General features: G+C 70.0%; 27 protein-coding genes. 8 read left to right on the plus strand and 19 right to left on the minus strand.

The window, feature by feature from the left end; translation table 11 throughout:
• Positions 1-106: 106 nt before the first annotated feature.
• The 6 genes from ypfJ to R0232_RS26645 all read right to left on the minus strand — a co-directional run bounded on the left by ypfJ (position 107) and on the right by R0232_RS26645 (position 5,598).
• Positions 107-994, minus strand: coding sequence for a KPN_02809 family neutral zinc metallopeptidase (ypfJ, locus tag R0232_RS26620; protein ID WP_093340404.1), 888 nt, complete (start codon positions 992-994; stop codon positions 107-109).
• Positions 995-1,129: 135 nt separating this feature from the next.
• On the minus strand, positions 1,130-1,696 hold the full coding sequence (gene dcd, locus R0232_RS26625) for a dCTP deaminase (RefSeq protein ID WP_057591958.1): 567 nt from the start codon (positions 1,694-1,696) through the stop codon (positions 1,130-1,132).
• A 72-nt stretch (positions 1,697-1,768) separates the two neighbouring features.
• Entirely contained in the window at positions 1,769-3,055 is a 1,287-nt protein-coding gene (gene guaD, locus R0232_RS26630; protein WP_431510037.1) for a guanine deaminase, read from the minus strand.
• Positions 3,056-3,220: 165 nt separating this feature from the next.
• Entirely contained in the window at positions 3,221-3,757 is a 537-nt protein-coding gene (locus tag R0232_RS26635; RefSeq protein ID WP_208509684.1) for an Rrf2 family transcriptional regulator, read from the minus strand.
• A 264-nt stretch (positions 3,758-4,021) separates the two neighbouring features.
• Entirely contained in the window at positions 4,022-5,131 is a 1,110-nt protein-coding gene (locus R0232_RS26640; RefSeq protein WP_431510038.1) for a BMP family ABC transporter substrate-binding protein, read from the minus strand.
• 74 nt (positions 5,132-5,205) lie between these two features.
• A complete protein-coding gene (locus R0232_RS26645; RefSeq protein WP_057591963.1) occupies positions 5,206-5,598 on the minus strand; it encodes a carboxymuconolactone decarboxylase family protein in 393 nt (130 codons plus the stop codon).
• Between the two features lie 147 nt (positions 5,599-5,745).
• Here R0232_RS26645 and R0232_RS26650 point away from each other — a divergent pair, with 147 nt between their 5' ends.
• Positions 5,746-6,972, plus strand: coding sequence for an MFS transporter (locus R0232_RS26650; protein WP_431510039.1), 1,227 nt, complete (start codon positions 5,746-5,748; stop codon positions 6,970-6,972).
• Between the two features lie 150 nt (positions 6,973-7,122).
• Here R0232_RS26650 and R0232_RS26655 read toward each other — a convergent pair whose 3' ends face one another.
• The 3 genes from R0232_RS26655 to R0232_RS26665 all read right to left on the minus strand — a co-directional run bounded on the left by R0232_RS26655 (position 7,123) and on the right by R0232_RS26665 (position 11,685).
• The gene (locus tag R0232_RS26655) at positions 7,123-9,669 is read right to left on the minus strand and encodes a penicillin acylase family protein (protein ID WP_431510040.1); all 2,547 of its coding nucleotides are present in this window, start codon (positions 9,667-9,669) and stop codon (positions 7,123-7,125) included.
• A gap of 130 nt (positions 9,670-9,799) precedes the next feature.
• A complete protein-coding gene (locus R0232_RS26660) occupies positions 9,800-10,615 on the minus strand; it encodes a helix-turn-helix domain-containing protein (RefSeq protein ID WP_093340412.1) in 816 nt (271 codons plus the stop codon).
• Between the two features lie 119 nt (positions 10,616-10,734).
• The gene (locus R0232_RS26665; RefSeq protein WP_431510041.1) at positions 10,735-11,685 is read right to left on the minus strand and encodes a LysR substrate-binding domain-containing protein; all 951 of its coding nucleotides are present in this window, start codon (positions 11,683-11,685) and stop codon (positions 10,735-10,737) included.
• 83 nt (positions 11,686-11,768) lie between these two features.
• On the opposite strand from R0232_RS26665, the gene R0232_RS26670 reads away from it, so the two are divergent.
• Positions 11,769-13,088, plus strand: a complete 1,320-nt coding sequence (locus tag R0232_RS26670; RefSeq protein ID WP_431510042.1) for an MFS transporter — start codon at positions 11,769-11,771, stop codon at positions 13,086-13,088.
• On the opposite strand, the gene R0232_RS26675 is transcribed toward R0232_RS26670, so the two are convergent.
• Both R0232_RS26675 and R0232_RS26680 read right to left on the minus strand, forming a co-directional pair.
• Positions 13,043-14,113 carry an adenosine deaminase gene (locus tag R0232_RS26675; protein WP_431510043.1) on the minus strand — a complete coding sequence of 357 codons (1,071 nt, stop codon included), beginning with the start codon at positions 14,111-14,113 and terminating at the stop codon, positions 13,043-13,045. The two genes, R0232_RS26670 and R0232_RS26675, sit on opposite strands and share 46 nt — an antisense overlap.
• A gap of 95 nt (positions 14,114-14,208) precedes the next feature.
• On the minus strand, positions 14,209-15,033 hold the full coding sequence (locus R0232_RS26680) for an IclR family transcriptional regulator (protein WP_093340419.1): 825 nt from the start codon (positions 15,031-15,033) through the stop codon (positions 14,209-14,211).
• Positions 15,034-15,205: 172 nt separating this feature from the next.
• On the opposite strand from R0232_RS26680, the gene R0232_RS26685 reads away from it, so the two are divergent.
• The 6 genes from R0232_RS26685 to R0232_RS26710 all read left to right on the plus strand — a co-directional run bounded on the left by R0232_RS26685 (position 15,206) and on the right by R0232_RS26710 (position 19,533).
• Positions 15,206-15,985 carry an ABC transporter substrate-binding protein gene (locus tag R0232_RS26685; RefSeq protein WP_203202304.1) on the plus strand — a complete coding sequence of 260 codons (780 nt, stop codon included), beginning with the start codon at positions 15,206-15,208 and terminating at the stop codon, positions 15,983-15,985.
• Positions 15,986-15,999: 14 nt separating this feature from the next.
• Positions 16,000-16,668: an ectoine/hydroxyectoine ABC transporter permease subunit EhuD gene (gene ehuD, locus R0232_RS26690; protein ID WP_057591978.1), complete on the plus strand. Its 669-nt coding sequence runs from the start codon at positions 16,000-16,002 to the stop codon at positions 16,666-16,668.
• A complete protein-coding gene (locus R0232_RS26695) occupies positions 16,665-17,411 on the plus strand; it encodes an amino acid ABC transporter ATP-binding protein (RefSeq protein ID WP_093340422.1) in 747 nt (248 codons plus the stop codon). The genes ehuD and R0232_RS26695 overlap by 4 nt, the downstream gene beginning before the upstream one ends.
• The gene (locus tag R0232_RS26700; protein WP_431510044.1) at positions 17,408-18,694 is read left to right on the plus strand and encodes an NAD(P)/FAD-dependent oxidoreductase; all 1,287 of its coding nucleotides are present in this window, start codon (positions 17,408-17,410) and stop codon (positions 18,692-18,694) included. The genes R0232_RS26695 and R0232_RS26700 overlap by 4 nt, the downstream gene beginning before the upstream one ends.
• 30 nt (positions 18,695-18,724) lie before the next feature.
• Positions 18,725-19,063 (plus strand): hypothetical protein, encoded by a 339-nt coding sequence (locus R0232_RS26705; protein WP_431510045.1) that lies wholly within the window; start codon positions 18,725-18,727, stop codon positions 19,061-19,063.
• Positions 19,064-19,128: 65 nt separating this feature from the next.
• Positions 19,129-19,533 carry a nuclear transport factor 2 family protein gene (locus R0232_RS26710; RefSeq protein ID WP_093340427.1) on the plus strand — a complete coding sequence of 135 codons (405 nt, stop codon included), beginning with the start codon at positions 19,129-19,131 and terminating at the stop codon, positions 19,531-19,533.
• A 4-nt stretch (positions 19,534-19,537) separates the two neighbouring features.
• On the opposite strand, the gene R0232_RS26715 is transcribed toward R0232_RS26710, so the two are convergent.
• The 8 genes from R0232_RS26715 to R0232_RS26750 form a co-directional block, all read right to left on the minus strand.
• Positions 19,538-20,455: a protein NO VEIN domain-containing protein gene (locus R0232_RS26715; protein ID WP_431510046.1), complete on the minus strand. Its 918-nt coding sequence runs from the start codon at positions 20,453-20,455 to the stop codon at positions 19,538-19,540.
• Positions 20,456-20,543: 88 nt separating this feature from the next.
• Positions 20,544-21,734, minus strand: a complete 1,191-nt coding sequence (locus tag R0232_RS26720) for a glycoside hydrolase 100 family protein (protein WP_431510047.1) — start codon at positions 21,732-21,734, stop codon at positions 20,544-20,546.
• 37 nt (positions 21,735-21,771) lie between these two features.
• Positions 21,772-22,293, minus strand: coding sequence for an SMI1/KNR4 family protein (locus R0232_RS26725; RefSeq protein ID WP_431510048.1), 522 nt, complete (start codon positions 22,291-22,293; stop codon positions 21,772-21,774).
• Positions 22,294-22,340: 47 nt separating this feature from the next.
• Complete coding sequence (locus R0232_RS26730; RefSeq protein ID WP_431510049.1) at positions 22,341-23,093, minus strand: hypothetical protein; 753 nt, start codon at positions 23,091-23,093, stop codon at positions 22,341-22,343.
• Positions 23,094-23,207: 114 nt separating this feature from the next.
• Entirely contained in the window at positions 23,208-23,951 is a 744-nt protein-coding gene (locus tag R0232_RS26735) for a 2-phosphosulfolactate phosphatase (RefSeq protein ID WP_431510050.1), read from the minus strand.
• Complete coding sequence (locus R0232_RS26740) at positions 23,942-24,334, minus strand: hypothetical protein (RefSeq protein WP_431510051.1); 393 nt, start codon at positions 24,332-24,334, stop codon at positions 23,942-23,944. The genes R0232_RS26735 and R0232_RS26740 overlap by 10 nt, the downstream gene beginning before the upstream one ends.
• 75 nt (positions 24,335-24,409) lie before the next feature.
• Positions 24,410-25,582, minus strand: coding sequence for a BMP family ABC transporter substrate-binding protein (locus R0232_RS26745; RefSeq protein ID WP_057591996.1), 1,173 nt, complete (start codon positions 25,580-25,582; stop codon positions 24,410-24,412).
• Between the two features lie 50 nt (positions 25,583-25,632).
• The gene (locus R0232_RS26750) at positions 25,633-26,553 is read right to left on the minus strand and encodes an ABC transporter permease (RefSeq protein ID WP_093340438.1); all 921 of its coding nucleotides are present in this window, start codon (positions 26,551-26,553) and stop codon (positions 25,633-25,635) included.
• Between the last annotated feature and the right edge of the window lie 177 nt (positions 26,554-26,730).

Here is a 26,730-nt window from a genome sequence, read left to right on the forward strand (position 1 = left end):
GATGACAACGCCCGCTTTCGCGGCATTGCTATTTATTCAATAGCAAACAATGGAGCACTGGCGCGCGGTCCAAGACGCCACACTGTCAGGCAATCGTGTGCAAACGTCAGAGGTTGCGCGCGTTGAAGGTGTCGCAGGCCTGCACGCTGCCCGTTTGGTAGCCGGTTCCGAACCAGCGCTGGCGCTGCGCGCTGGTGCCGTGAGTGAAGCTGTCGGGCACCACCGCGCGCCCCGCGGAGCGCTGCAAGGCGTCGTCGCCGATCTTCTGCGCGGCATTCATCGCGGCCTCGATGTCGCCCGGGTCGAGCCACTTCTTCGACTCCTGCGAGTGGTGCGCCCAGATGCCCGCGAAGCAGTCGGCCTGCAGCTCCACGCGCACGCTCATCGCGTTGTTCTGGCTCTGGCTCAGGCGGCGGCGCATGCCGTCGACCTTGGCCGTGATGCCGAGCTCGTCCTGCACGTGGTGGCCGACCTCGTGCGCGATCACGTAGGCCTGCGCGAACTCGCCCGGCGCGCCGAGCTGGTTCTTGAGCGTGTCGTAGAAGCCGAGGTCGATGTAGACCTTCTTGTCGCCCGGGCAGTAGAACGGTCCCATGGCCGATTCGCCGGTGCCGCAGGCCGTGGGCGTGGCGCCTCGGAACAGCACGAGGCGCGGCGCATGGTAGGTGCCGCCGTTCTTCTGGAAGATGTCGCTCCAGACCACCTCGGTATTGCGCAGCACGGTGCTGACGAAGGCGGCCTCGCGGTCGTTGGCCGGCGGCTTGGGCGCCGGGCCCTGTTGCTGCTGCTGCACCGGTGCCGGGCCGCCGCCACCGCTGAGCAGGCTCAGCACGGTGAGCGGATTGATGCCGAAGACCCAGCCCGCGATCAGCGCGACGGCGATGGTGCCGATGCCGATCCCGCGGCCGCCGATGAAGCCGCCGCCACCACCACCGCCACCCTCGCCGCGGCGGTCTTCCACGTTGTCGGATTGCTCGTTGCCTTCCCATCTCATCGCATGCTCCTTGCCGGCCTCTTGCTGGGGTTTTGGCCGGTGATCGCCGGATGGTAGCGGCCCCGGGAGGCGCCGGGGTAACCGGGCGTCAGCGCAGGCCGCGCGCGCTCGAGGGAGACGCGCTCGACAACGCGATCAGGTCTTGGGCAGCGTCACGCCGCGCTGGCCCTGGTACTTGCCGCCGCGGTCCTTGTAGCTGGTCTCGCAGACCTCGTCGCTCTCGAAGAACAGCACCTGGGCGCAGCCCTCGCCCGCGTAGATCTTGGCCGGCAGCGGCGTGGTGTTGCTGAATTCCAGCGTCACGTAGCCTTCCCATTCGGGCTCGAAGGGCGTGACGTTGACGATGATGCCGCAGCGCGCATAGGTGCTCTTGCCCAGGCAGATGGTCAGCACGTTGCGCGGGATGCGGAAGTACTCGACGGTGCGCGCCAGCGCGAAGCTGTTGGGCGGAATGATGCAGTAGTCGCCGTGCATGTCGACGAAGCTCTTCTCATCGAAGTTCTTCGGGTCGACCACCGTGCTGTGGATGTTGGTGAAGACCTTGAATTCGGGCGCGCAGCGGATGTCGTAGCCGTAGCTCGAGGTGCCGTAGCTGATGATCTTGTGGCCGTCGGACTCGCGCACCTGGCCGGGCTCGAAGGGCTCGATCATGCCGTGCTGCTCGGCCATGCGCCGGATCCATTTGTCGCTCTTGATGCTCATATGCGGTCGCTGCTGCGGGGGGAACGGGCGCGAATTGTGGCATGGCGGCCGCGCCGCCCCGCCCTGCCCCGCCTACGCGGCCTGCGAGATCACCGTGCGCTCGACCAGCCGGTCGTCGCCCAGCACGATCAGCGCGAACAGCAGCTCCTCGAGGCCGTTCGCCCGCGCGGTCTTGCGCTCCAGCAGCGGCGTGGCCTTGGGGTTCAGCACCAGGAAGTCGGCCTCGCAGCCCGGCTGCAGGTTGCCGACCACGCCGTCGAGCCCCAGCGCGCGCGCCGCGCCGCCGGTGTGGCGCCACCAGAGCTCCGAAGGCGCGATGCTCAGGCCGGCCTTGGTCTGGCCCTCGCGGCCCACGTAGTAGGCGGCCATCATGGTGTGGAAGGGGCTGAAGCTGGTGCCGCCGCCGACGTCGCTGGCCAGGCCGTAGGGGTGGCCCACCTGGTCGGCCTTGCCGAAGTCGAAGAAGCCGCTGCCCAGGAACAGGTTGCTGGTCGGGCTCACGGCCGCGGCCGTCTTCGTCTCGCGCAGCAGCGCGCGGTCGGTGTCGTCGAGGTAGATGCAGTGCGCGTAGACGGCGCGCTCGCGCATCAGGCCGAAGCCGGCATAGACGTCGAGGTAGGAACGCGCCTGCGGATACAGCTCGCGCACCCAGGCCACCTCGTCGCGGTTCTCGGCCACGTGCGACTGGATCCAGGTGTCGGCGTACTTCGCGGCCAGCTCGCCGGCGCCGCGCATCTGCGCATCGGTGCTCGCGGGCGCGAAGCGCGGCGTGATCGCGTAGCCGAGCCGGTCGACGCCGTGCCACTTGCGGATCAGCGCCTCGGAATCGATCAGGCTCTGCTCGGTCCGGTCGCGCACGCCGTCGGGCGAGTTGCGGTCCTGCAGCACCTTGCCGGTGATCATGCGCAGGCCGCGACGTTGGGCGTCCTCGAAGAAGGCATCGACCGAGGCCACGTGCGAGGTCGCGAAGGTCAGCGAGGTGGTGACGCCGTTGCGCAGCAGCTCGTCGAGGAAGAAGCCGGCCACTTCCTTCGAATGGGCCGGGTCGGCGAAGCGGCTCTCGGCCGGGAAGGTGTAGTTCTCGAGCCAGGGCAGCAGGCCCGGCGAAGGCGAACCGATGATGTCGGTCTGCGGGAAATGGATGTGCATGTCCACGAAGCCCGGCGCGAGGATGCGCCCCGGCAGGTGCGTGGTGTGGACCTCGGGATGGCGCGGCGCCACGGCGGCGTGGCTGCCCGCATCGAGCACGCGCTGGCGGCCGGCGGCATCGGGGCCGACGACCAGCAGGCCGTCTTCGTCGAACTGGGGGAGACCGGCGGCGTCGAAGCGCAGCAGGGAGGCGCGGTAGGCTTTTTTCATCGTGGAGGCCGAGCGTAATGCAGCCTCGCGCCGCCGCAATTTCCATGCGCGTATGAGCGCTATATGGCGCGCGGCCTGCGGGTTATCCCGAAGACAGGGCCGGAAACGGCAACGCCGGGCCGTCGCGGCCCGGCGGGAAATTCAGACGCTCGAGACCTCGGAAGCTCAGGACTTCGCGAGCATCTTGCCCAGCGCGAACACCGAGTTCGGCACGTTCGTCGGACGGGCCACGCTGGGCGCGGCCTGGCGCGAAGTCGCGTGGCGGACCACCGCGGGCGCCTTGGCCTGCGTCGCGTTGCGCGCGAGCTGCTCGTCCATCAGGTGCTGCAGCGTGACCGAATCGAGGAACTCCACCATGCGGCTGTTGAGCGATGCCCAGAGTTCGTGCGCGGTGCAGCGCACGCCTTCTTCCTCGCTCGCGGAGGCCGAGGACGGCGCCGCTTCGGCGGCATCGACCGCGAACACGATGTCGGCCACCGTGATGCGGGCAGCCTTGCGGCCCAGCGAGTAGCCGCCGCCCGGGCCGCGCGTGGAGGCGACCAGTTCGTGCCGGCGCAGCTTGCTGAACATCTGCTCCAGATAGGACATCGAAATCTTCTGCCGCAGGCTGATGGCAGCCAGCGTGACCGGACCGGTGGTCTGGTGCAGGGCCAGGTCGATCATGGCGGTGACCGCAAAGCGGCCCTTGGTGGTGAGACGCATCTCATCTCTCCTTCGTGCTTCTTGTAGACGTGAGGCCATTGCGGCCCCGTGGCGAAGCTTCCTTTGTTGTTATACGTTCTTCCAGAAACTCGACGCCGGAGTATCGGGCCTCGCGGACCGACTACCGGCAGATCCCGCCATTGTCAGCGAAAGATCTGCCTTTTTGGCACCGGAAAAGCACTGAAGCCTTCCCGAAAACCGGCATAGAGCGATTCGACACGAAAAACCGCATTCGGTTCCCGAACCCGTCGACGGGCGTTCCGCTCAGCGCGCGATCCGCCCCTGCACGCCCTCGGCCAGCCAGTTCATCCGCAGGATCTGCTCGTCGGACAGCTGGCTGCCCTTGGCGATCACCGTGCGGCCCTCGTTGTCGCGCACCTCGGCCGCCACGGCACGGAACGGCTGCAGCCGGCCGGCCGCGATGTCCTGCTGGCGCGCCAGCACCTCCTGCTGCACGGCCTGGGGCACCTTGGTGCCGAAATCGCCGACCCGGATCATTCCCTCCTTCACGCCGCCCCAGAGGTTGGCGCTCTTCCAGCTGCCGTCGAGCACCGCGCGGGCGCGCTGCGTGTAGTAGCCGCCCCACTGGTGCGTGACCGCGACCACCTGGGCGTCGGGCGCGATCTTGCGCATGTCGGAGTGGTAGGCGATCGCCAGCTTGCCGCGCTCCTGCGCCGCCGCCATCACCGCGGTCGAGCCGGTGTGGAAGGCGATCACGTCCACCGACTGGTTGAACAGGGTCATGGCCGCGTCGCGCTCCTTCGGCGGATCGAACCACTCGTCGAGCCAGACCACGCGCACGGTGGCCTTCGGATTCACCGAGCGCATGCCCAGCGTGAAGGCGTTGATGCCCTGCAGCACCTCGGGGATCGGGAAGCCGGCCACGTAGCCCGCGACGTTGCTCTTCGTCATGCGCCCGGCCGCCACGCCGGCCAGGTAGCGGCCCTCGTAGTAGCGCGCGTTGGCGGTCGCCACGTTGGGCGCGGTCTTGTAGCCGGTGATCGACTCGAACTTCACCTCGGGGAAGTCGCGCGCCACCTTGAGCGTGGGCTCCATGTAGCCGAAGCTCGGCGTGAAGATCAGTTGGTGGCCCTGCTGCGCGAGGTCGCGGATCACGCGCTCGGCATCGGCGCCCTCGGCGACGTTCTCGACATAGGTGGTCTTGACGCGGGCGCCGAGCGCCGCTTCCACCGCCTTGCGGCCCTCGTCGTGCTGGCGCACCCAGCCGGCCTCGGTCAGCGGCGTGACGTAGACGAAGCCGATCTTCAGCGGCGGCGCGGGTTGGGGTTGGGAGTGGGCCCGGGAGTGGGCGGACAACAGAAAACAGGCGGTCAGCCACGCCACCAAGGCGCGGCCCGCGAGGTTTTTGTACATGGTGTTCCTCTACATGGCCCCGGTAAAAAGAAATCCCTGCACCGGCCGGGACGCCCGGTGCAGGGGCGGGCATTTTACTTGTCGAAGGCCGGGTCGACCGGCACCCGGTAGCCGTTGACCAGCCGGTTGGTCTCGTTGGCCATGCCGACCACGGCCATCAGCTCGGCGAACATCGCCGGCGTCATGCCGGCCTTCTCGGCACCCGCGTGGTGGCTCGCGATGCAGTAGTTGCAGCCGTTGCTGACGCTCACGGCCAGGTAGACCATCTCCTTGACCACCGGGTCGAGCGCGCCGGGCGCCATCACCTCCTTGAGGCTGGACCAGGTGCGCCGCAAGGTGGCGGGGTCGTTCGCGAGGTACTTCCAGAAGTTGTTGACGTCGGGCACGTTGCGCGTGGCCTTGATGTCGTCGAACACGGCGCGGACCTCGTCCGGGGCGTTCGCGTACTCGATGGGCTGGGGTTTCATGCGGTGTTCTCCTGGGTGTCTGTGGCCGGACGCCCATTAGAGCGAAAGCCGCGCGGCCGCGCCGCCACCCGTGCACAGCCGCGATGGCTGCCGCCGCCAATCGGCAGGCGCCAGGGCGCGCGGGCGGCGGGACAATTCCGCCACCCCATGACGACCGACGCACAGCCCTCCTCCACCGCCGCGTTCACGCACTCCACCCACTGGCGACGCAACCTGGTCGTCTGCATGTTCGGCTCCTTCACCACCATCGTGGCGATGACGCTGCTGCTGCCCTTCCTGCCGCTGTACGTGGAGCAGCTCGGCGTGAAGGACCATGCGGCGATCGTGCAGTGGTCGGGCGCGGCCTATGGCGCGACCTTCCTCAGTGCGGCGCTGGTGGCGCCGCTGTGGGGCTGGCTGGCCGACCGCTACGGGCGCAAGCCGATGCTGATCCGCGCCAGCCTCGGCATGGCGGTGGCGATGGCGCTGATCGGCGTGGCCGGCAACGTCTGGCAATTGGTCGGGCTGCGGCTGCTCGCGGGCCTGCTCGGCGGCTATGCCTCGGGCTCGATGGTGCTGGTCGCCACGCAGACGCCCAAGGACCGCACCGGCTGGGCACTGGGCACGATGTCCTCGGCGATCATGGCCGGCAACCTCGTGGGGCCGCTGGTCGGCGGCGCGCTGCCGCCGCTGATCGGCATCCGCGCCACCTTCTTCGCGGCCGGCGCGATCATCTTCGTGGCCTTCCTCGCCACGGCCTTCCTGATCCGCGAGGAGAAGAAGCCGCGCGCCGCCACGGCCAAGGGCGGCGATGCCGGCGCCGGCTGGGCCGCCGTGCCCGACAAGGGGCCGCTGGTCGCGATGCTGTTCACCGGCATGCTGCTGATGCTCGCCAACATGTCGATCGAGCCGATCATCACGGTCTACGTGGCGACGCTGGTCGAGGACCCGGCGCGCGTGACCATGATGGCCGGCTTCGTGATGTCGGCCGCCGCGCTCGGCAGCATCCTGTCGGCCTCGCGGCTGGGCAAGCTGGCCGACCGGGTGGGCCACTGGAACGTGATCGTGGGCTGCCTCGCGGTGTCGGCGCTGCTGCTGATCCCGCAGGCCTTCGTGACCTCGGGCTGGCAGCTCGTCGTGCTGCGCTTCCTGATGGGGCTGTCGCTCGGCGGCCTCCTGCCATGCATCGCGAGCGTGATCCGCCACAACGTGCCCGAGCGCGTGGCCGGCAACATGCTCGGCTATTCGACCTCGGCCCAGTACACCGGCCAGGTCGCCGGGCCGCTGCTCGGCGGCTTCGTGGGCGGCCACATCGGCATGCGCGCGGTGTTCCTCGGCACCTGCGTGCTGATGGCGGCGGGCGCGGCGTGGAACTGGGCCGCCAAACGGCGCTGAGCGGGTGGAGATCGGGCGCCCATAAAAAAACCGAGGCGGGGCTTTGGGGCCCGCACCTCGGCAACGCAGTGAAGGATGGGAGCGGGCCCGTGCGCCGAAGTTCAACCTTTCGTGGCTGTTCCGACGAACGGTGTTCCGCGCCTCATTCGCTCATTCGCTGATCGAACTGGTCTTCAGCGCCGCATCGCCCTGGATCTCGGCTTCGGAGAACGGCACCTTGAGCCACTGCCCGGCGCTGTAGGCGCGGGTGTAGTCGGCGTTGTGCGCCGAGGCCGGGTCGTCCGACAGCGAGAAGGTCAGGAAGGTATGGGCCTCCACGCCGCCGGCCGGGAAACGCACGATCTGCATGTAGCTGTTGCCGTTCGGGTCGTTGTCCATGGTGTAGCCGCCCTTGTCGAGCCGGTTGTCCGAGCAGGCAATGGTGAAGTAACCCGGGCCGCCGCAGCCGCCGTACAGCGGGATCTTCTGGCCGCCGCGGGTGGCGAACAGCACGTCGCCGCGCTTGGCATCGGCTGCGAAGCCGCTGGCCTGCACCCGCACCGCCGCGGCACCGAGGGCTTCGCGCAGCGCGACGGCTGCGCTGCTCTTCAGATCGCGCGGCGTGTGGATCGGATCTGCCGGATCGAAGGGCACGTTGTAGAGCGTGGCGGCCGGCAGCAGCGAGGCACGGTTCCAGAACTCGTCCCAGACGTGCGCTCCGCGCGAGGCCACGGTGCCGGTGTTGTCCCAGGCACGCAGCGCGGCGCAGGCGGCACTGACGTCCACCGTCGGTCCGATCGCGTCGCCGGTCGCCGGGTCCTTCGACACCGACACCGTCGGTCCGGTGCACACCATCGCCAGCGCCTGGTCCTTGAACAGCTCGGCCGTCAGCGCGCGACTGTTGAGCACCATGCGCTTGACCGTGTCGGCGGTCGCGCCCTTGGCGCCGTAGGCGTCGCTGCCGTCGATGCGCCCCTGCGCGAGCAGGTTGCCCATGCGCGTGCGGAAGCTCACGGGGCTGGTGCCGGCCGGGCCCATGATCGGCGGATAGCCGGTCATCGGTGCCTTCGGATTGGCGAGCCAGTAGCTGTCGTTCATGTTGGCCACGTAGTCGTCGCGCTGCAGGTTCGGCAGGCGCGAGGCACCGATCACGCCCTTCTGCGGCGAGTCGGCGTCGGTCTGCCAGTCGCAGGCGCTGCGCGAGCCGTCGAACACCGGCACGCGCGCGAGCGAGGCCACGCCGGCATTGAGCATCTGGCCGGTGGGCGTGGTGCAGTCGGTCATCTGCGCGGGCGACACGTTCGGGATCGCGCCGATGTCGGCATACCAGGCCTTGGCCGCGCCACGGCCCACGGCCACGGTGTTGACCCAGGGGATCGCGACTTCCTCCTTCTGGATCGCGATGAACTCGTCGAGCGACTTGGCCGTGTTCCAGCGGTGCCAGTTGCGGAACAGCCGGAAGTTGTCGGCGTTGATGTCGCGGATCGCGTAGGCCGTGGTCTGGTTCCAGGCCAGCGCCGGGTTGAGCGCGCCGAGGTTGATCAGCGGGCCGTACTCCGACTTGTAGAGCGTGCGCGAGACCGGCACCACGCCGCCGCCGTCCTGCTTCACCTGCACGGTGATGTTCGCGGCCTTCATCTTCACCGCGGCGCCGTCGCGCATGTAGCTGGTCGGGTCGCCCGCGGCGAGCTTGAGTTCGAAGAAGCCGAAGCGGGTGGCGGTCGAGACCGTGTGGCTCCAGGCGACGTCGTTGTTGAAGCCGATCAGGATCACCGGGATGCCGAGGAAGGAGGTACCGCTGATGTTGGCCTGACCCGGAATCGTGATCTGCGCCTGGTAGAAGCGGTCGGGGCCGCGCCAGTACCAGTGCGGGTTGCCGAACAGCAGCGGGCTGTCGCCGCCGGTGGCGCCGGTGCCGAAGCCGATCATGTTGCTGCCCACGCCCTCGTGGCCGCCGACCTGGAGCTCGGGCATGCGCACCGCGGCGAGACGGGTGGCCGGCTCGCTCTTCGCGGCCTCGCGCCGGGCCATGGTCACCGACGCGGCGGGCGCGGTGGCGCCCGCGATGTTCGGCAGGAAGTTGCTGAGCCCCGCCGCGAAGTTGGCCGCGTACATGCGCCGGAAGATGTCCTCGCGCGTGACCTGCTGCACCCAGGCCTCGCCGCGGCAGGCCGCGTTCGCACCCGCGCTGCCACCGCCCTTGATCTCGCGCACATAGCGGTTGTAGCCCGCGGCGAAACCCTCGACCAGCTTCAGCAGCGTGTCCGGCTGCTGCTTGAGCATCGCCGCCACCACGTCGTCCGAGATCACGTGCTTGTGGAAGAAGTCGGAGTCGATGTTCTTCGGCCGGCCGATGGTGCTGCTGAACGGGATCTGCGCGTCGGCGCCGAAGTAGCGCGAGCGCTCGCCGCGGTAGGTGAGGAAGGAGTTGGCCATGGTGCACAGGTCGTCCTGCGCCTGCGCATAGCCGTAGCCGTAGCCCGCGCCGGCCCAGTTGTCGGCCTTGATGTGCGGCACGCCCATCGCGGTGCGGCGGATCTCGGCCTTGTAGGTGGCGTTCTCGGCCGGCGGCGGGTTGATCGGTCCGATCGGGAAGAAGCCGCCTCCTCCTCCACCGCCGCCGCAGGCGACCAGCAGCGTGGCCGCCGCGGCCAGCGAGGTGGCTGTGAATGCGAGGGCGAGCGGCCGCCTCCGGCCGCGCGGATTGTCTTGTCTCATGTCGGATGTCTCCTGTGAATGCTCGGTCATGCTCTCTTGATGGAGCCTCGCCAGCTTAGGCAGCGCGCGGGGGGCTGGCTTGAACGAAGCCGCTGTATTGCGGCCGCGCGCGCGCCGCTTCAGCAGGCGCTCAGGAATGCATCGGGGCCGCGCCGTGGCCCCAGGCCTGCGAGGCCTGCTCGTCGGCCCTGACCTCGACCTTGCCCGCGAGGAACGAGGGCGCGAGGCCGAAGTAGCTCTTGAAGGTGCGGCTCATGTGGGCCGCGTCGGTGAAGCCGCTGGTCAGCGCGACGTCGGTCAGCGGGCGCTGGCCGGTGAACTGCTGGACCGTGCGCCGCACCTTGGTCCACAGCGCATAGCGCTTGATCGACACGCCCACCTGCTGCGCGAACAGGTGGGTGAGCCGGTCGGGCGAGAGGCAGGCCACGGCCGACAGCTCGCGCAGCGACACCGCGCCCGCGCGATGGCGGATCGCGTCGAGCACGCGCTCGATGCGCGGATCGTTGGGCATGCGGCGCTCGGGGCTGCCGGTGATGGTCTCCACCAGGCCGCGGCTCAGTGCCTGCAGCGCGGCATCGTCGAGCGCGCCGGCCTGCGCCGGCTCGAAGCCCTCGCGCAGGCGGCCGAAGCGGCGCGCATCGAGCACCTGGATGCCGTGCCCGCCGAGCTGGCGCGAGAGCATGCGGTAGGCGACCGAGGCCGGATCGATGTTGAGCGACAGCAGCCCGCAGCCCTCGACCGCGAGCCGGCGCGCCACGTGCGGCGCCACCACGGCGGCGGTGCAGTACGTGCGCGTGCCGTCGGCCGCCTCGAGCATGAACGGATGCCCGCTCACCGAGGCCAGCACCGTGGCCGAGGAGCGCGCGGTCAGGCCCGACTGGATCGCCGGCGTGATGTAGAGGAACCTGTCGTCCCACAGGTGCAGGAAGTTCTTCGGGGTGGCCATGGACCGGCTTGTCTCGTCTTGTCTCTTGTCTTCTGCGCCCCATTCTGGGGCGATCCACGAGCAGGCGGTATGAGGCATTGCCCTCACTGCGCCGAAGAACGGTCGGCCCGGCCCCGGGCTCAGTGCAGCACGCTCCCCTCGCCCTGCACATGCTCGCGCACCGCCTCCAGCAGCAAGGTGCCCAGCCGCGCGGCCGGCGCTTCCGCCTGCGCCTGCGCGCGGTAGAGCGACAGCGACATCTGCGGCAGCGCGGGCAGGCCGAGCAGCGTGCGGTCGATGGCCCGCACCTGGCGCGGCAGGCCGAAGGGCGTGCGCACCGAGAGGCCGAGGCCGGCCGAGCTCGCGGCCCACAGCGCGGCCAGGCTGCTGCTGGCGAAGGCATGGCGCCAGGGCACGCCCGCGCGGTCGAGGGCGTCGGTGACGATGGCGCGCAGCGGACAGGGCGCGTCGAGCAGCACCAGCGGCAGCGGCTCCTGCGTCTTGCGCGCGCCCGCCGCGCCGCGCTCGCGCTCCTTCCACCAGGGGGCGTCGCACATCGCCGGATCGACCGGGCCGATCCACTGCAGCGGCAGCCGCGCCACGCGCTGCGCATGGGCGGAGATCGGCTGCTCGCCCGCGTCCCAGGCCAGCGCGAGGTCGAGCTTGCCGAGCTCGAGCCGCTCGCGCAGGTCGCCGCTGCGCGCCACGCAGGCCTCGATGCGCACCTTGGGATGGGCGCGCGCGAAGCGACCCAGCACCGCGGGCAGCAGCGTCTCGCCGAAGTCCTCCTGCAGCCCGAGCCGCACCCAGCCCTCGAGGTCGACGCCGCGCATCGCGGCGCCCGCCTCCTCGTTGAGCGCCAGGAGGCGGTGCGCGTAGGCCAGCAGGGTCTCGCCCGCATCGGTCAGCTCCAGCCCGCGGCCGGCCTTGCGGAACAGCACCGTGCCGGCCTGCGACTCGAGCTTCTTGAGCTGGGCGCTGACCGCCGAGGTCGAGCGGCCGAGCCGGTCGGCCGCGCGCGCATAGCTGCCGAGCGCCACGCCGGTCGAGAAGCTGCGCAGCACGTCGAGATCGAACATCACCTGGGACATGGCAACCATCCTGTTTTTTCGAACGATGCGACGATTATTTTCTGATTTTCAAAACCTTCGCAAGCGCGGAGACTGCGTCGCCTATGACCCATCCCGCCCCTTCCCCCACCCCGCTCCCGCCGCGCCACCGCTGGAAAGTGCTGAGCGCGGGTGTCGCGGCCAACGCCGCCTTCTCGGTCGCCTTCAGCGGCATCCCGATGACCGCCGTGCTGATGCGCTCGGGCTACCAGCTCGACAACGCCACGCTCGGCCTGGTGCTCGGCCTCATGGGCCTGGGCATCGCGGTCAGCGAGCTGCCCTGGGGCCTGCTGACCGACCGCTGGGGCGACCGCCCGGTGCTCTTGCTGGGCCTGGGCGCCACCGCGCTCGCGCTGGCGGCGATGGCGCTGTGGGCCGCGCCCGTGGCCGGCCACGTCCCGGGCCTGGGCCTGCTCGGCGGCGGGCTGCTGCTGGTCGGGCTGCTCGGCGGCAGCGTCAACGGCGCCAGCGGCCGCGCGGTGATGACCTGGTTCGCCGCCGGCGAGCGCGGCCTCGCGATGAGCATCCGCCAGACCGCCGTGCCGCTGGGCGGCGCCGTCGGCGCGCTGGTGCTGCCGTGGCTGGCGCTGCACCTCGGCTTCGCGGCGCTCTACGGCGTGCTCGCGCTGCTGTGCGCGCTCAGCGCCTGGATGGCCTGGGCCTGGGTGCACGAGCCGCCGCCCGAGCGCGCCGCACGGCCCTCGGCCGCGCCGGCCGCTTCGGGCACCGGCCCGCTGCGAGATGCGCGCGTGTGGCGCATCGTCGCGGGCATCGGCATCCTCTGCGCGCCGCAGTTCGCGGTGCTGTCCTTCGGCACGGTGTTCCTGCACGACTTCGGCCATGCGGGCCTGGCGACCATCACCGCCGCCATGGTCACGCTGCAGGCCGGCGCGATGGCGATGCGCGTGTGGAGCGGGCGCTGGACCGACCGGCGCGGCAACCGGCCGGCCTACCTGCGCGCCTGCGCCAGCCTCAGCGTGGCGCTGTTCGCGCTGCTCGCGCTGCTGGTGTTCTGCACCGGCGCGCAGGTGGCGGCCGAATCGCAGGCGCTGCGCATCGCGCTGGTGGTGCTGCTGGGCGTGAGCGGCATCTGCGTCTCGGCCTGGCACGGCGTGGCCTATACCGAGCTCGCCACGCTGGCCGGCGCCGCGCGCGCCGGCACGGCGCTGGGCATGGCGAACACCAGCGTGTTCCTGGTCTGCTTCGTCACGCCGTTCTCGATCCCGCACCTGATGGCGGCGCAGGGCTGGCCGCTGGTGTGGCTGGCGGCGGCGGGCTGCGCGCTGGTCGCGGTGCCGCTGCTGGCACCGCGCGTGCCTTCGACCTCCGCCGGTGCCTGTCAGGCGCCGAAGTCGGCGAAGACGGCGTTGAGCCGCTCCACGTAGGCGCGCTTGGCGGCCTCGTCGATGAAGCTGCCCTCGAAGCTGTTGGCCGCGAGCTGCCAGGCGTGGCGCGCGCCCAGGCCGGTGGCCTCGAAGGTCTGCGTGAAGTTCTGGTTCATGTAGCCGCCGAAGTAGGCCGGGTCGTCGGAGTTCACCGTGGCGACCAGGCCTGCGTCGAGCAGGGTGCCGAGGTTGTGCTGCGCGAGGTCGGGGAACACGCACAGCTTGAGGTTCGACAGCGGGCACACGGTCAGCGGGATGCGGTCCTGCGCCAGCCGCTGCATCAGCGCCGGGTCCTTCGCGCTCTGCACGCCGTGGTCGACGCGCTCCACCTTGAGCACGTCGAGCGCGCTCCACACGTATTCGGGCGGGCCCTCCTCGCCCGCATGGGCCACGAGGTGCAGGCCCAGCTCGCGGCAGCGCGCGAACACGCGCGCGAACTTCTCGGGCGGATGGCCGACCTCGCTCGAGTCGAGCCCCACGCCGATGAACTTGTCGCGATGGGGCAGCGCCTGCTCCAGGGTCTCGAAGGCCTCCTCCTCGCTCAGGTGGCGCAGGAAGCACAGGATCAGCGAGGCGCTCACGCCCAGCTTCGATTTCGCCTCGACGCAGGCGCGGTGCAGGCCGTCGACCACGGTCTGCATCGCCACGCCGCGCGCGGTGTGGGTCTGCGGGTCGAAGAACATCTCGGTGTGGACCACGTGGTCGGCCGCGGCGCGCTCGAGGTAGGCCCAGGCCATGTCGTAGAAGTCCTGCTCCTTGAGCAGCACGCTCGCGCCCGCGTAGTAGATGTCGAGGAAGCTCTGCAGGTTGGTGAAGGCGTAGGCCTGGCGCAGCTCCTCGACGCTGGCGTAGGGAATGGCCACACCGTTGCGCTGCGCGAGCGCGAAGATCAGCTCGGGCTCGAGCGAGCCCTCGATGTGCATGTGCAGCTCGGCCTTGGGCATGGCGCGCAGCAGCTCGGGCAGGCGCCCGGCGGGAATGGCATCGAAGCGCAGGTGGTCGGCGGCGGGGCGGAAATCGGTCATGGTGGGGTCTGGCGCATGGGGGGCGCCGTGGGGCGTTGCGTTCGCGCGAGCATAAAGGCTGCCCGCGGCCGCGCAATGCGCGAAACCGTATGGCCTCAATCGAGGCTGCGCGCCGAGCTCGTGAGCGAGCGCGCGCACAAGAGCAAGGTGGGCGCCAGCTTGCGCACCGCCTCCTCCAGGGTCCAGCGGCTGGTGGGCGCGACCACGTGCACCGAGGCCACGGGCCGGCCCTGGCTGCCGAGCACCGGCGCGGCGATGGTCATGTCGCCGAGGAACAGCTCCTCGGCATTGGTCGCGAAGCCCTGCAGCCGCGCCTGGCGCAAGGTGGCCAGGATCGCCTCGACCTCGGTCAGCGTGTGGGTGGTGTGGGCCACGCGGTCCGAGGCCTCGATCAGCGCGCGCGCCTCGTCCTCGGGCAGCGCGCTCAGGAAGGCGCGGCCCGAGGCGGTGCAGTACATCGGGATGCGGCTGCCGATCGGCATGTGCACCGGCACGAACTGCGCGCTCACGAAGCGCGCCACGTAGACCATGTCCAGCCCGTCGGGCTCGGTGAGGCAGGAGGTCTCGGTCGTCACCTTGGTGAGTTCCGACAGGTAGGGATTCGCCACGTCGATCAGCGCATTGGCCGCGAGGTAGTTGAAGCCGATCTCCATCACGCGCGGCGTGAGCTGGTAGCGCCGCGTCTTCGGATGCTTGCGCAGGTAGCCGAGCTTCTCGAGCGTGAAGACCATGCGCTGGGCCGAGCTCTTGGTGATGTCGGTGGCCGCGGCCACGTCGGCCAGCGTCATGGTGCGCCGCCGCGCGCTGAAGGCGCGCAGCACCGCCAGGCCCTTCTCGAGCGACTGGTTGAAGAGAAGGCTCTGGCTGTCCTCGGGCGCCGCGTCGTCGGCGGTCCCGGTGGGGGCGGTCGTGGGGTCCATGGCGCCGAAGTATAGCTAGCGTCCGAAGAAATATCGAATATCGATACGATCAATTCGACTAGTGGTTTTCATTTATTGATTAAAGAGTCAATCGAATCGATTATTGGCATGCATGTTGCGTCGACCCCGCTTCCTTCTTTTCTCTGTCTCTCTTGTCCTGAGGAGTGCTTCCATGAATCGCATCGTTCGCCACCTCCGCCCGCTGCGCCGCCTCGCGCTCGGCCTCTGCATCGCCGGCGCGGCCTCGCTCGCGGCGGCCCAGGGCGCGGCCCCGGCCAGCTTCAACGTGGGCGCCACCGCCACCGGCGTGCCCTTCACCTTCCTCGACGTGAAGAGCAACAGCATCCAGGGAATGATGGTCGACACCGTCACCGCGGTCGGCAAGGCGGGCGGCTTCACGGTCAACGTGCAGCAGACCGTGTTCTCGGCGCTGATCCCCTCGCTCACGGCGCGCAAGATCGACATCGTCTCGGCCGCCATGCTCAAGACGCCCGCGCGCCAGGAGGTGGTCGACTTCAGCGACCCGGTCTATTCGTACGGTGAGGGCCTGATCGTCAAGGCCGACGACACCCGTGCCTACGCCACGCTCGACGAGCTCAAGGGCGAGGTGGTGGGCGCGCAGGTCGGCACCGTGTTCCTCGACATGCTCACCAAGAAGGGCATCTTCAAGGAGGTGCGCAGCTACGACTCGGTGGCCGACATGACGCGCGACCTCTCGCTCGGCCGCATCAAGGCCGGCCTCGGCGACCAGCCCATCATGGCCTACCAGATCCGGCAGAACACCTTCCCGGGCGTGAAGCTGGTCGACAGCTACAAGCCGGTGAACGTGGGCGACGTCTGCCTGGTGGTGCGCAAAGGCGACACCGAGACGCTGGCGCGGCTGAACAAGGCCATCGCCGCGATCAAGGCCGACGGCACGCTGGCGAAGATCGTCCAGAAATGGGGCATCTGAGCGCGCGCTGAGCCATGGCCTCCTCGTTCCTCCAACACGCGCAGGACTTCCTGCCGATCCTGCTGCAGGGCGCGGTGGTCACGGTGCAGGTCACCGTGCTGTCGTTCCTGCTGAGCAGCGTGCTCGGCCTCGCGCTGGCGCTGATGAAGCTGTCGCCGGTGCGCGCCGTCTCGTGGACCGGCGCGGTGATCGTCAACGTGATCCGCGGGCTGCCGATCATCGTGCAGCTGTTCTACATCTACTTCGTGCTGCCCGAGTTCGGCGTGCAGCTCACGGCCTTCCAGGCCGGCGTGATCGGGCTGGGCATCGCCTACTCGGCCTACCAGGCCGAGAACTTCCGCGCCGGCATCGAGGCGGTCGACCCGGGCCAGCGCGAGGCCGCGCAGGCCATGGGCATGCGCTCGGCGCTGATCATGCGGCGCGTGATCCTGCCGCAGGCCTTTCGCATCGCGCTGCCGCCCTACGGCAACACGCTGGTGATGATGCTCAAGGACTCCTCGCTGGTCTCGACCATCACGGTGGCCGAGATGACGCGCGCCGGCCAGCTGATCGCCTCCTCCACCTTCCAGAACATGACGGTCTACACGCTGGTCGCGCTGCTCTACCTGCTGATGAGCCTGCCGCTGGTCTGGGGCCTGCGCCGGCTCGAGGCGCGCTTCGGCGCCGGAAGGAGGAAGCCATGATCCACGTCGAAGGCCTCGAGAAGCGCTTCGGCGCGCACCGCGTGCTGCAGGGCGTGAGCCTGCGCGTGGACAAGGGCGAGGTGGTGTGCCTGATCGGCCCCTCGGGCTCGGGCAAGTCGACGGTGCTGCGCTGCATCAACGGCCTCGAGTCGTACGAGGGCGGCGAGGTGCGCGCCTTCGGCGAGCGCGTGGACCGCAACGCGCCCGCCATCCACCGGCTGCGCAGCCGCATGGGCATGGTGTTCCAGCGCTTCAACCTGTTCCCGCACCGCACCGTGATCGAGAACGTGATGGAGGGCCCGGTGCACGTGCTGCGCCAGAACCCGGCGCAGGCGCGCGAGGAGGCGCTCGCGCTGCTCGCCAAGGTCGGGCTGGCCGAGAAGGCGCAGGCCTGGCCGGCGCAGCTCTCGGGCGGCCAGCAGCAGCGCGTGGCGATCGCGCGCGCGCTCGCGATGAAGCCCGAGGCCATGCTGTTCGACGAACCCACCTCGGCGCTCGACCCCGAGCTCGTGGGCGACGTGCTCGGCGTGATGCGCGCGCTGGCCGACGAGGGCATGACCATGATCGTGGTCACGCACGAGATGGGCTTCGCGCGCGAGGTGGCCGACCGCGTGTGCTTCCTGCACAGCGGCAGCATCGTCGAGGAGGGCCCGGCCGCGCAGGTGCTGGGCGCGCCGCGCCAGGCGCGCACGCAGGACTTCCTGCGGCGCGTGCTGCATCCGTCGGCGGAGGTGCGCGCGTGAGAATCGCGACATCCACACTGCCTCCTTCGCTGTGGGCCGCCACCGCGCCAGCGGCACCGCCGACGCCGCCACTGGCGGGTTCGCAGCGCGCCGACGTGCTGATCGTGGGCGCCGGCTTCACGGGCCTGTCGGCCGCGCTGCACCTGGCCGAAGCCGGCACCAAGGTCTGCGTGCTCGAGGCGCACGAGCCGGGCTGGGGCGCCTCGGGGCGCAACGGCGGCCAGGTCAATCCCACGCTCAAGCACGATCCCGACGAGCTGGTGCGGCTCTACGGCGCCGCGCGCGCCGAACCGCTGATCGACGCGGTCTCGCGCTCGGCCGACCTGGTGTTCGAGCTGATCGAGCGCCACGGCATCGACTGCCAGCCGGTGCGCAAGGGCTGGCTGCAGGTGGCCTATTCGCCCAGGCACATCGCCGCCATGCATGCGCGCGCCGAGCAGTGGGCGCGGCGCGGCGTCGCCACGCAGATGCTCGACCGCGCCGACGTGGCGGCGCGCCTGGGCACCGAGGCCTTCGCGGGCGGCTGGCTCGACGGCCGCGCGGGCGGCATCCAGCCGCTGGCCTACACGCGCGGCCTGGTGCGCGCGGCGCAGGCCGCGGGCGCATCGGTGCATGGCGGCAGCGCGGTCACGGCGCTCGAGCGGCGCGGGTCGCAGTGGCATGCGGGCACATCGAGCGGCGCGAGCGTGGTCGCCGACCAGGTGCTGATCGCCACCAACGGCTACACCGGCGGCCTGTGGCCCGGCCTCTCGCGCACCGTGCTCGCGGCCAACAGCTTCATCGTGGCCACCGCGCCGCTGCAGGGCGCGGCCGCGCACGCCATCCTGCCGGGCGGCGAGACCGCTTCGACCTCGCAGCGCCTGTTGCTGTACTTCCGCAAGGACGCGCAGGGCCGGCTGCTGATGGGCGGGCGCGGCCACTTCGCCGATCCGGCCGGGCCGGCCGATTTCGCGCACCTCGAGCGCTCGCTCGAACTGCTGTTTCCGCAGCTCGGGCCGCTCGAATACGAGTACCGCTGGGCCGGCCGCATCGCCGTCACGCGCGACTTCATGCCGCATGTGCACACGCCCGCGCCGGGCCTCACGATCGCGCTGGGCTACAACGGGCGCGGCATCGCGCTGGCCACCAGCATGGGCCGGCACGTGGCGGCGCGGCTGCTGCAGCCGGGGGCGGATTTCCCGTACCCGGTGACGCCGCTCCAGCCGATCCCGCTGCATGGACTGCAGCGCTTCTACATCGCGGCCGGCGTGGCCTGGTACAGCCTGCTCGATCGCTTCTCCTGAGCCGGCGCCCCGCTTGATAAGCTGGGCCGCATGCACACCCTGATCGGCATCGCGGCATATCTCCTGATCGGCATCGCCGTGGCGCCGTTGCTGCTGCTCGGGCTCTATGTGCTGGCCGACCGGCTCGGACTGAAGGTGGCCGATCGCATGCTGTCGCTGACGGCGCGGCTGCTCCAGTGGCAGTGGCTCAGCGGCGGCGTGGTCAACATCGTCGGCGGCCTGTTCATCGCCGCGCTCGGGGTCTGGGCCGCGCTGTCCCTGGAGCCGTCGTGGCATCGGCTGGCCGGCCTGTTGCTGGTGCCCTTCGGGCTCTGGCGGGCCTTCAGGGGCGTGGCCGTGCTCAAGGCGCTTACGCGCATCGACGAATAGCACGCCCAGGGCCGCCAGCCGATACCATGGCGTGCTCCATCCACCCACAGCATCGGACACACCCCATGTCGATCGACACCCTTTCCACCTGGCACCAGCTCGTGAAGACGCGCGACGCGGCGGGGCTCGACGTGCTGCTCGACGAGAGCGCCGTCTTCCATTCGCCGGTGGTGCACAAGCCGCAGGTCGGCAAGGAAATCACGCGCCGCTACCTGGCCGCGGCCTTCGAGGTCTTCTTCAACCCGAGCTTTCGCTACGTGCGCGAAGTGAAGGCCGAGCACGACGCGGTGCTCGAGTTCGAGGTGGAGCTCGACGGCATCGTGGTCAACGGCGTCGACATGATCCGCTGGAACGACGCGGGCAAGATCACCGAGTTCAAGGTGATGCTGCGCCCGCTCAAGGCCGTGAACCTGATCCACCAGAAGATGGCGGCGCAGCTGCAGGCCGCGCAGCAGCAGCCTCAGGCCTGACGGATCAGAACGGCTCGAAGCCCGGCGCCTGCGTCATCTCGGTGGGCTTGTAGATCTTGTGCGCGGCCGTGGGGGTCGCCACGTCGGACACCACCAGCAGGCGCCACAGCGGCTCGCCGACCGAGCTCAGCTGCTCCTCGCGCGTGAGGCGGAAGGTCGGGAAGCCCGAGGCCGTGCCCTTGACCGTGACCTTGAGCAGGGTCGCGCCCTTCGAGTTCGACACCACGATGTCGTAGCCGGTCTTCTGGCTGCGCACGTCCTCGGCGTTGTAGCCGTAGCCCTTGAAGTGGCGCATCACGTAGTCCATGGCGGCCTCCTGCACGGCCTCGGCCGAGCCCAGCTTCGAGGCGCCATCGGCACCGGCCACGGCCTCGTCGGGCACGTTGCCCTTGGCGCGGGCGGCCTGGATCGCGGCCTCGTCGGGGGCCCAGTCGCGCGGGCCGCGCACCAGCACCGCGAACTTGCGCTCGGGTTCCCAGCTCGCGACATGCCATTCGGCGTCGTCGCGCACGCGCGTCGAGACCTTGGCGCTGCGGTTGGTCTCGATCTCGCCGATGGCGATGCGGTTGGTCTGCACCACGGCGCGGAAATTCTGGCCGGCGTCGAAGGTGCGCTTGAGCAGCGCGAGGCGGTCGGCGGCACGCTGCGACTGGAACGCGGAGCGCGGGCCGCCGCCGGGGCGGAACTGCACGTCGAGCGACTCGAGGCAGAACCAGCGCCCGCCCTCGCCGAGGTTCACGTACTCGCCCCAGATGGTGGCGATCACGTTGTCGCCGGTGGCGAGCCAGGCGTGGTCCGAGGCCTTCTCGCGCGCGTCGAACACCCCCATCTTGGCGACGATGTCGACCGGCGTGAGCCGGGGGCCGGAGAGGCGCATCTCATCGATGACGGCGAGTACTTTGGGGTCGACTTCCTTGTCCATGCGGGGGTCTTGTGCGAGAGGCAGATTGGAGATTGCGGGGGGTGGCGAGTATGCCGCAACCGGGAACCGGCCGCCCTCGAGCGCCCCCTCACCAGGCCGTGGCGTCGCCCTCGAGCGCGCGCCGCGCCAGCAGGAAGGTGGCGGCGTTCCAGCTCTGGCCCGCCATGCCCATCGGCGCCAGCGTGCGGCCATGGAACCACTCGGTGAAGCGCCAGCCGTCGAGCTCGTTGGCCCGCGCCAGCTTCGCGAGCTCGGCCCAGCCCTCGGCCGCGAGCCCCAGCTTCGCCAGCGCCATGGCCCAGAAGCCGCCCACGAAGGGCCAGATGCCGCCGTTGTGGTACTGGTGCACCAGGTTCTGCCGGTGCCGGCCCATGTAGGCACGCCACAGCTCGTGCTGCGGCGACAGCGGATGCAGCACCACGCGCACCGGGTAGGGATCGCTCGCGCGCGCGCCCTCGATGGTGTTGACGATGCGGTGCGCCATCGCCTCGTCGGCCAGCCCGGCCTGGATCGCCAGCACGTTGCCGAACACGTCGCCCTCGTCGCCCACCACCGCGAGGTTGACGAAGCTCAGGTACAGCCCCGGGTCGCGCCGGCCGCGCCGCGCGTAGTGCTGCAGCAGCCGCGCGCGGTGGTATTCGGGCAGGTCGCGCTGGAACGGGTTGAACAGGTGGTTGAAGTGGTGCCGGGTCTCGTCGGCCTGCGCGATCCCGAAGCGGCGCTTGACGTCGAACCACAGCGCGTTGGTGTAGAGCACGTAGCCCGAGCGCGGCATGATGTCGGCCCAGTCGCTGGCCTCGTTCTGCTGCAACAGCCGGAAGTGCTGGTGCTCCTGCGCCAGCAACCAGCCGATCGCGCGCTGCACGCCATCGGCCCAATGCGTGGCGCCCACCTTGCCGTGGCGGCGCACGTGGTCCACCGCGATCAGCCACCACAACGTGGCGTCGATGCAGCCCAGGTACCAGAAGTCGGCGTCCTGGCCCTCGGGGTCGACGTACTTCGGGATCTGCCCGTTGGCCGCCTGCTGCGCCGCGAGCGCGTCGAGGCTCGCGACCGCGCCCTGCTCGAGCGCCGGCACGCCGCTGCCGCACATCGCCATCACGCAGATCGCGGCGTCGCGCCCGAAGATGCGCGTGTAGCGCCGTGCCACCGCGGCCTCGGTGCGGCTCGCGGCCAGGATGCCGTGCGGCGTGAGGTTGGCTTCGAGCAGCGCGAGCGAGGCCTGGCTGCAGGCATCGACGAGCGCGAGCGAAGGGGCGTCGAGGGAATCGTGGGTCATGGGGGTCGGCGCGGTGCGCGAGTCGATGGATCCTCGCTCATTCCTCGTCTTCGTCGGCGAATTCCTCGTAGCGCAGGAAGGCTTCCATGAACTCGCCGAACGAGCGCGCAAGCACGCGCACCGAGGCCGGCGACGCGGCATGCGCGTAGTAGACGACCGGGTACTCGCCATCGACCAGCCCCCGGCTCACGTCGAACAGCACCTGGTCGCCGTCGGCCTCCATGAAGAACTCCGCGAAGCACAGCATGCCGTTCGACGGCGGCGGCCAGCTGCCGCCGCGGCGCTTGACCACCGCGCGCTGCGCCTCGCCGAGCCGATCGAGCGCTTCGAACTCGTGGAAGAACGGATGCTGGTCGCCGAACTGCACGACACCGCCCATCAGCATGAAGCCGCGGCTGCAGCGCAGCAGTTGCTTGTAGGACTCCGGCAGCGGCACGCCCAACGATTGCTCGAGCGCCGCGATCTCGGCCTCGGAGGCCGGCGGCTGCACGTCCTCGAGATCGAAGTCGGGTGCGAGGCGGGAGAACTGGGGGAAGTGGGCTGCGCTGCGTTCGAGCATGGGAATGACTGTGGACGTGGGAGGTGTCTGTTCGCTGGTGATGCGCTTCAGGGCTCGGTCTCGCGCGGCAGGCCGAGCGATGCGGGCAGCGCTTCGGCCTCGGACGCGCCATGGTGCAGGCCCACGCCGGCACCGAGGCCCGCGCCCATGCCGGCGCCCATGCCACCGCCGCCCATGCCGCCGCCTCCGCCCTTGCCACCACCACCACCACCGGCATTGCCGCCGCCACCGCCCGCGCGTTCGCCGCGCGTGGCCGTGCCCTTGAGCCGCAGCGGCCCCTGCTTCGGGATGCCGAGCGTCGGCGGCACCGGATCGAGGTCGAGCACCGCGCGGATGAAGGTGCGCAGCGAGACTACGAGCTCGGCCGTCTCCACGCTGCGGCCCGCGACCATGTCGGCCGCGGCCTTCGCGGCCAGCCGCACCTGCTCCTCGGTGCCGAGCAGGATCACGTCGGACAGCGCGGTCTCGACCGCATCGCGGATGCGGCGGCGGCGGTCCGAGGCGGGCAGGCCGGCATCGGCGCCGCCTTCGGCCTCGGCCTGCAGGCCGCGCGTGCGCAGCTCGCGCAGATGGCTGGGGTCGACCGCGAGCTCGCCGGTGAACGAGCCGCCGAGCACCTTGTAGGCGGCGATCAGGGTCTTGAGCCGCTCGTTGATCTGCCGGTTCTGCCGCTCGCGCCGCTGCTGCACGCTGAGCATCACGACGATGCGGATGCCGACCGCGACCAGCGACACCAGCACCAGGCCGAGCAGGGTCGAGAGCAGGCCTTGCCAGGATGTGAAGTCGATCGAGTTGCGCATCGGTGAACCCAGGGAGGCGACAGGGAACGGCCAGCGCTCGCGACGCCGGCCGTGTGCCGAGTATCCCCGGGAGGCCGGGACGCGGCTGTAGGCCCAGGACGCAGGCGCGGCCGCTCAGCCCTGCGGCTCGGCGACGAAGCGATCGCCGTCGAGCCGGCAGGCGATGCGGCTCGCGTCCTCCTGCAGGCACAGCGCGACGTCGTCGGCGAAGCCGCGTTCGCGCAGCTCCATGGCCGAGCCGCATTCGGCCAGCACCCGCGCCCGCTGCGCGCCGAGACCCTCGTAGGCCAGCGCGGCGGCGCGCGCCTCGGGGGAGGCGTCCGCGCGCCCGAGCGCCGAGACGATGCCGCCGGCCGCGACGTGGTCCTCGAGGCCGGGGCGCAAGCCCGCGTCGCCGGGCCAGCGTTCGCCGCAGGGCACCACGAGCACGCGCGCATGCGGCGCGCAGGCGGCCGCGGTCGCGCGCAGGTTGCGCAAGCCGGCGCAGTAGACGGCCTTGCCCAGTGCCTTCGCACGGTAGGCGCAGGCGGACCCGTTGGGCGACGGCAGCACGAGGCGCAGGCCCTGGGGCGCCGCCAGCATCGACTGCGGCGACAGCGACCAGCCCTGCGCGAAGCGCTGCCTGCCGCTGGCCACCTCGGCGCCGCGCGCCTCGGCGTAGCGCTGTGCGCTCTCGTCCTTCCAGGGATAGGGATGGACGATGGCGCCCCGGTCCACGGCGATGCTGACGCAGGTGGAGAAGGACATGACGTCGACGACGACGATGCAGTCCGCGTCGGGCCCGAGCCGCTCGATGGCCGCCAGGCCCCATTCGAGGCGCACCGAGAAGCCGTGCTGCGCGAACGGGCTCAGGGACACACCAGCTCCGTCTTCGCCACCGCGCACAGCCGCGCCTTCTCGGCCTCGGTCAGCGCCGGCCCCTTGACCATCCCGTCGAGCATCAGCACAGCGGGATAGAGCCGCCGGTCGCGCGGGTTCTTGCGGTAGGCCTGCATCACGCGCTGCTGGCTCTCGTCCTTGCAGACCTTGGCCATCTCCCGCTTCACCTCGCGGTCGCGCGCCGAGCCGTCGCCACCGAATTCGCCGGCGAAGTGGAAGCACATCGCGGCATCCTCGACGGCCTGGCGCAGCGGCTGCTCGTCCTTCGAGAAACGCGGCGGCGCCTCGCCGGCCGCGGCGGCGGGCAGCGAGACCAGCGCCGCGAGGACGGCGGCAACGAAGGGGCGAAGACTGCGCAGCATCGAACGGATCCTCCATGAAAAAGGCCGCCCCGAAGGCGGCCTTGCCTGCATCGCGACGCGAAGCAGCCTGCTTGTTTACTTCTTGTCGCCGCCCGGCACCTTGCCTTCGACGCCCTTGACGTAGAAGTTGATGCCGGTCAGGAACTTGTCGTCGGCGACCGCGTCCTTGGCGACCACTTCCTTGCCGTCCTGGCCGAGGATCGGGCCCTTCCAGATCGAGAAGCTGCCGTCCTTCAGGCCCTTCTTGACCTCGTCGACCTTGGCCTTGGCTTCGGCCGGCACGTCCTCGGCGATCGACACGAGGTCGATGGCGCCTTCCTTGACGCCCCACCAGGCCTGGCCGGTGGCCCACTTGCCGTCGAGCGCGTCCTGCGTGGCCTTGATGTAGTACGGCGCCCAGTTGATGGTGGCCGAGCCCAGGTGGGCCTTGGGACCGTAGGCGGTCATGTCGGAGTCCCAGCCGAAGGCGCGCTTGCCCTTTTCCTGCGCGGTCTTGAGCACGGCCGGCGAGTCGGTGTTCTGGAACAGGATGTCGGCGCCGCCGTTGATGAGCGCGGTGGCGGCCTCGGTTTCCTTCGGCGGGCTGAACCACTCGTTGACCCACACGACCTTGGTCGTGATCTTCGGGTTGACCGACTGGGCGCCGAGCGTGAAGCTGTTGATGTTGCGCAGCACCTCGGGGATCGGCACCGAGCCGACGACGCCGAGCGTGTTCGACTTGGTCATGGCGCCCGCGATGATGCCGGCCATGTACGCGCCTTCGTAAGTGCGGCTGTCGTAGGTGCGCATGTTCTCGGCGGTCTTGTAGCCGGTGGCATGCTCGAACTTGACGTCCTTGCTGTCGTTGGCCACCTTGAGCATGGGTTCCATGTAGCCGAAGGTGGTGCCGAAGATCAGCTTGTTGCCCTGGCCGACCATGTCGCGGAACACGCGCTCGGCGTCGGCGCCCTCGGGCACGCTTTCCACGAAGGTGGTCTTGATCTTGTCGCCGAATTCCTTCTCGAGCGCCTTGCGGCCGTTGTCGTGCGCGAAGGTCCAGCCGCCGTCGCCCACGGGTCCGATGTATGCGAATGCGATGTTGAGCGGCGCTGCCGGGGCCGGCGCGGCGGCGGCGGGTGCCGGAGCCGGTGCGGGCGCGGCGGCCGGTGCTGCCGCTTCTTCTTTCTTGCCGCAGCCGATCAAGGCTGCCGAAGCGACCGCCGTGAGGGCGGCGAGCTTGAGCAGGGAGCGCTTGTTCAGATCATTCATTGTCGGAAATCCTCAAAAAGGACGGGTTGGCGGAAAAACGAAAACCGCGATTATGAGCCGGGGTAGAACGGTTTCCCGATCGAAGCCGGCATGTTGACGCGAATGAATGCGGGGTTGCGCGAGATCAGGGCCAGCACCACGATGGGCGCGATGTACTGCAGCATGCTGAGGAACTGCGAGGGCACGTCGACGCCGCTGCTCTGCAGGTGGAAGCCCAGCATCGAGACGCCGCCGAACAGGTAGGCGCCGAGCAGCACGCGCATCGGCCGCCAGGTGGCGAAGGTGGTGAGCGCCAGCGCGATCCAGCCGCGGCCCGCGACCATGCCCTCGACCCACAGCGGGGTGTAGACGGTCGAGAGATAGGCGCCCGAGAGGCCGCACAGCGCCCCGCCCGCGATCACGGCCAGCAGGCGGATGCGCCGCACCGGATAGCCCAGCGCATGCGCCGATTCGGGCGACTCGCCGACCGAGCGCAGCACGAGGCCGGCGCGCGTGCGGTAGAGAAACCAGATCAGGCCGACGGTCAGCAGCACGGCGACGTAGACCATCGGATGGTGGCGGAACAGCGCGGGGCCGAGCAGCGGAATGTCGGCCAGCACGGGGATCGCATAGCTGGCGCTCTCGGGCAGCTTGGCCTGCACGAAGTTGATGCCCGCGAAGGCCGAGAAGCCGACGCCGAACAGGCTCAGCGCGAGGCCGGTGGCGTACTGGTTGGTGTTGAGCCAGATGACGAGCACGCCGAAGAAGGCGGCCAGCAAGGCACCGGCAGCCATGCCGGCGAGCAGGCCGAGCCAGGGGTTGTGGGTGGTCACCACGGTCGCGAAACCGGCGATGGCGGCGCACAGCATCATGCCCTCGGCGCCGAGGTTGACGATGCCGGCTTTCTCGTTGATGAGAAGGCCTAGCGCGGCGATGGCGAGGACGGTGCCGGCGCTCAGGGTGGAGCCCAGGAGGAGTGCGTAGCTGTCCATTTTTAGTAGCTCTCGGTGCTTGTGTGGTTATCTGCAAGGATGCGTTCGGGGCGCGTGCACAGGACAGCGGGTACTTCCCTCCGCGAATGTCCCCCGCCCTTCGGGCTCCTCCTTGATTTCGCTGCGGGAAGCACCCACTGCCCTGTGCACGTGGGCGCAGTCGTTGTGCAGCCGGTT

The organism is Variovorax sp. DAIF25 (genome assembly GCF_050711835.1).
Lineage (GTDB): Bacteria > Pseudomonadota > Gammaproteobacteria > Burkholderiales > Burkholderiaceae_C > Variovorax.

Coding starts and splice junctions, on each gene's coding strand:
- R0232_RS26650 (WP_431510039.1), top strand. CDS start 5,746: ATGACGACCGACGCACAGCCCTCCTCCACCGCCGCGTTCACGCACTCC.
- R0232_RS26730 (WP_431510049.1), bottom strand. CDS start 23,093: ATGCGCAACTCGATCGACTTCACATCCTGGCAAGGCCTGCTCTCGACC.
- R0232_RS26725 (WP_431510048.1), bottom strand. CDS start 22,293: ATGCTCGAACGCAGCGCAGCCCACTTCCCCCAGTTCTCCCGCCTCGCA.
- ypfJ (WP_093340404.1), bottom strand. CDS start 994: ATGAGATGGGAAGGCAACGAGCAATCCGACAACGTGGAAGACCGCCGC.
- R0232_RS26715 (WP_431510046.1), bottom strand. CDS start 20,455: ATGGACAAGGAAGTCGACCCCAAAGTACTCGCCGTCATCGATGAGATG.
- R0232_RS26750 (WP_093340438.1), bottom strand. CDS start 26,553: ATGGACAGCTACGCACTCCTCCTGGGCTCCACCCTGAGCGCCGGCACC.
- R0232_RS26655 (WP_431510040.1), bottom strand. CDS start 9,669: ATGAGACAAGACAATCCGCGCGGCCGGAGGCGGCCGCTCGCCCTCGCA.
- R0232_RS26635 (WP_208509684.1), bottom strand. CDS start 3,757: ATGCGTCTCACCACCAAGGGCCGCTTTGCGGTCACCGCCATGATCGAC.
- R0232_RS26705 (WP_431510045.1), top strand. CDS start 18,725: ATGCACACCCTGATCGGCATCGCGGCATATCTCCTGATCGGCATCGCC.
- R0232_RS26660 (WP_093340412.1), bottom strand. CDS start 10,615: ATGGCCACCCCGAAGAACTTCCTGCACCTGTGGGACGACAGGTTCCTC.
- R0232_RS26685 (WP_203202304.1), top strand. CDS start 15,206: ATGAATCGCATCGTTCGCCACCTCCGCCCGCTGCGCCGCCTCGCGCTC.
- guaD (WP_431510037.1), bottom strand. CDS start 3,055: ATGAAAAAAGCCTACCGCGCCTCCCTGCTGCGCTTCGACGCCGCCGGT.
- R0232_RS26740 (WP_431510051.1), bottom strand. CDS start 24,334: ATGCTGCGCAGTCTTCGCCCCTTCGTTGCCGCCGTCCTCGCGGCGCTG.
- R0232_RS26745 (WP_057591996.1), bottom strand. CDS start 25,582: ATGAATGATCTGAACAAGCGCTCCCTGCTCAAGCTCGCCGCCCTCACG.
- ehuD (WP_057591978.1), top strand. CDS start 16,000: ATGGCCTCCTCGTTCCTCCAACACGCGCAGGACTTCCTGCCGATCCTG.
- R0232_RS26670 (WP_431510042.1), top strand. CDS start 11,769: ATGACCCATCCCGCCCCTTCCCCCACCCCGCTCCCGCCGCGCCACCGC.
- R0232_RS26675 (WP_431510043.1), bottom strand. CDS start 14,113: ATGACCGATTTCCGCCCCGCCGCCGACCACCTGCGCTTCGATGCCATT.
- R0232_RS26680 (WP_093340419.1), bottom strand. CDS start 15,033: ATGGACCCCACGACCGCCCCCACCGGGACCGCCGACGACGCGGCGCCC.
- R0232_RS26710 (WP_093340427.1), top strand. CDS start 19,129: ATGTCGATCGACACCCTTTCCACCTGGCACCAGCTCGTGAAGACGCGC.
- R0232_RS26720 (WP_431510047.1), bottom strand. CDS start 21,734: ATGACCCACGATTCCCTCGACGCCCCTTCGCTCGCGCTCGTCGATGCC.
- R0232_RS26695 (WP_093340422.1), top strand. CDS start 16,665: ATGATCCACGTCGAAGGCCTCGAGAAGCGCTTCGGCGCGCACCGCGTG.
- R0232_RS26645 (WP_057591963.1), bottom strand. CDS start 5,598: ATGAAACCCCAGCCCATCGAGTACGCGAACGCCCCGGACGAGGTCCGC.
- R0232_RS26665 (WP_431510041.1), bottom strand. CDS start 11,685: ATGTCCCAGGTGATGTTCGATCTCGACGTGCTGCGCAGCTTCTCGACC.
- R0232_RS26640 (WP_431510038.1), bottom strand. CDS start 5,131: ATGTACAAAAACCTCGCGGGCCGCGCCTTGGTGGCGTGGCTGACCGCC.
- dcd (WP_057591958.1), bottom strand. CDS start 1,696: ATGAGCATCAAGAGCGACAAATGGATCCGGCGCATGGCCGAGCAGCAC.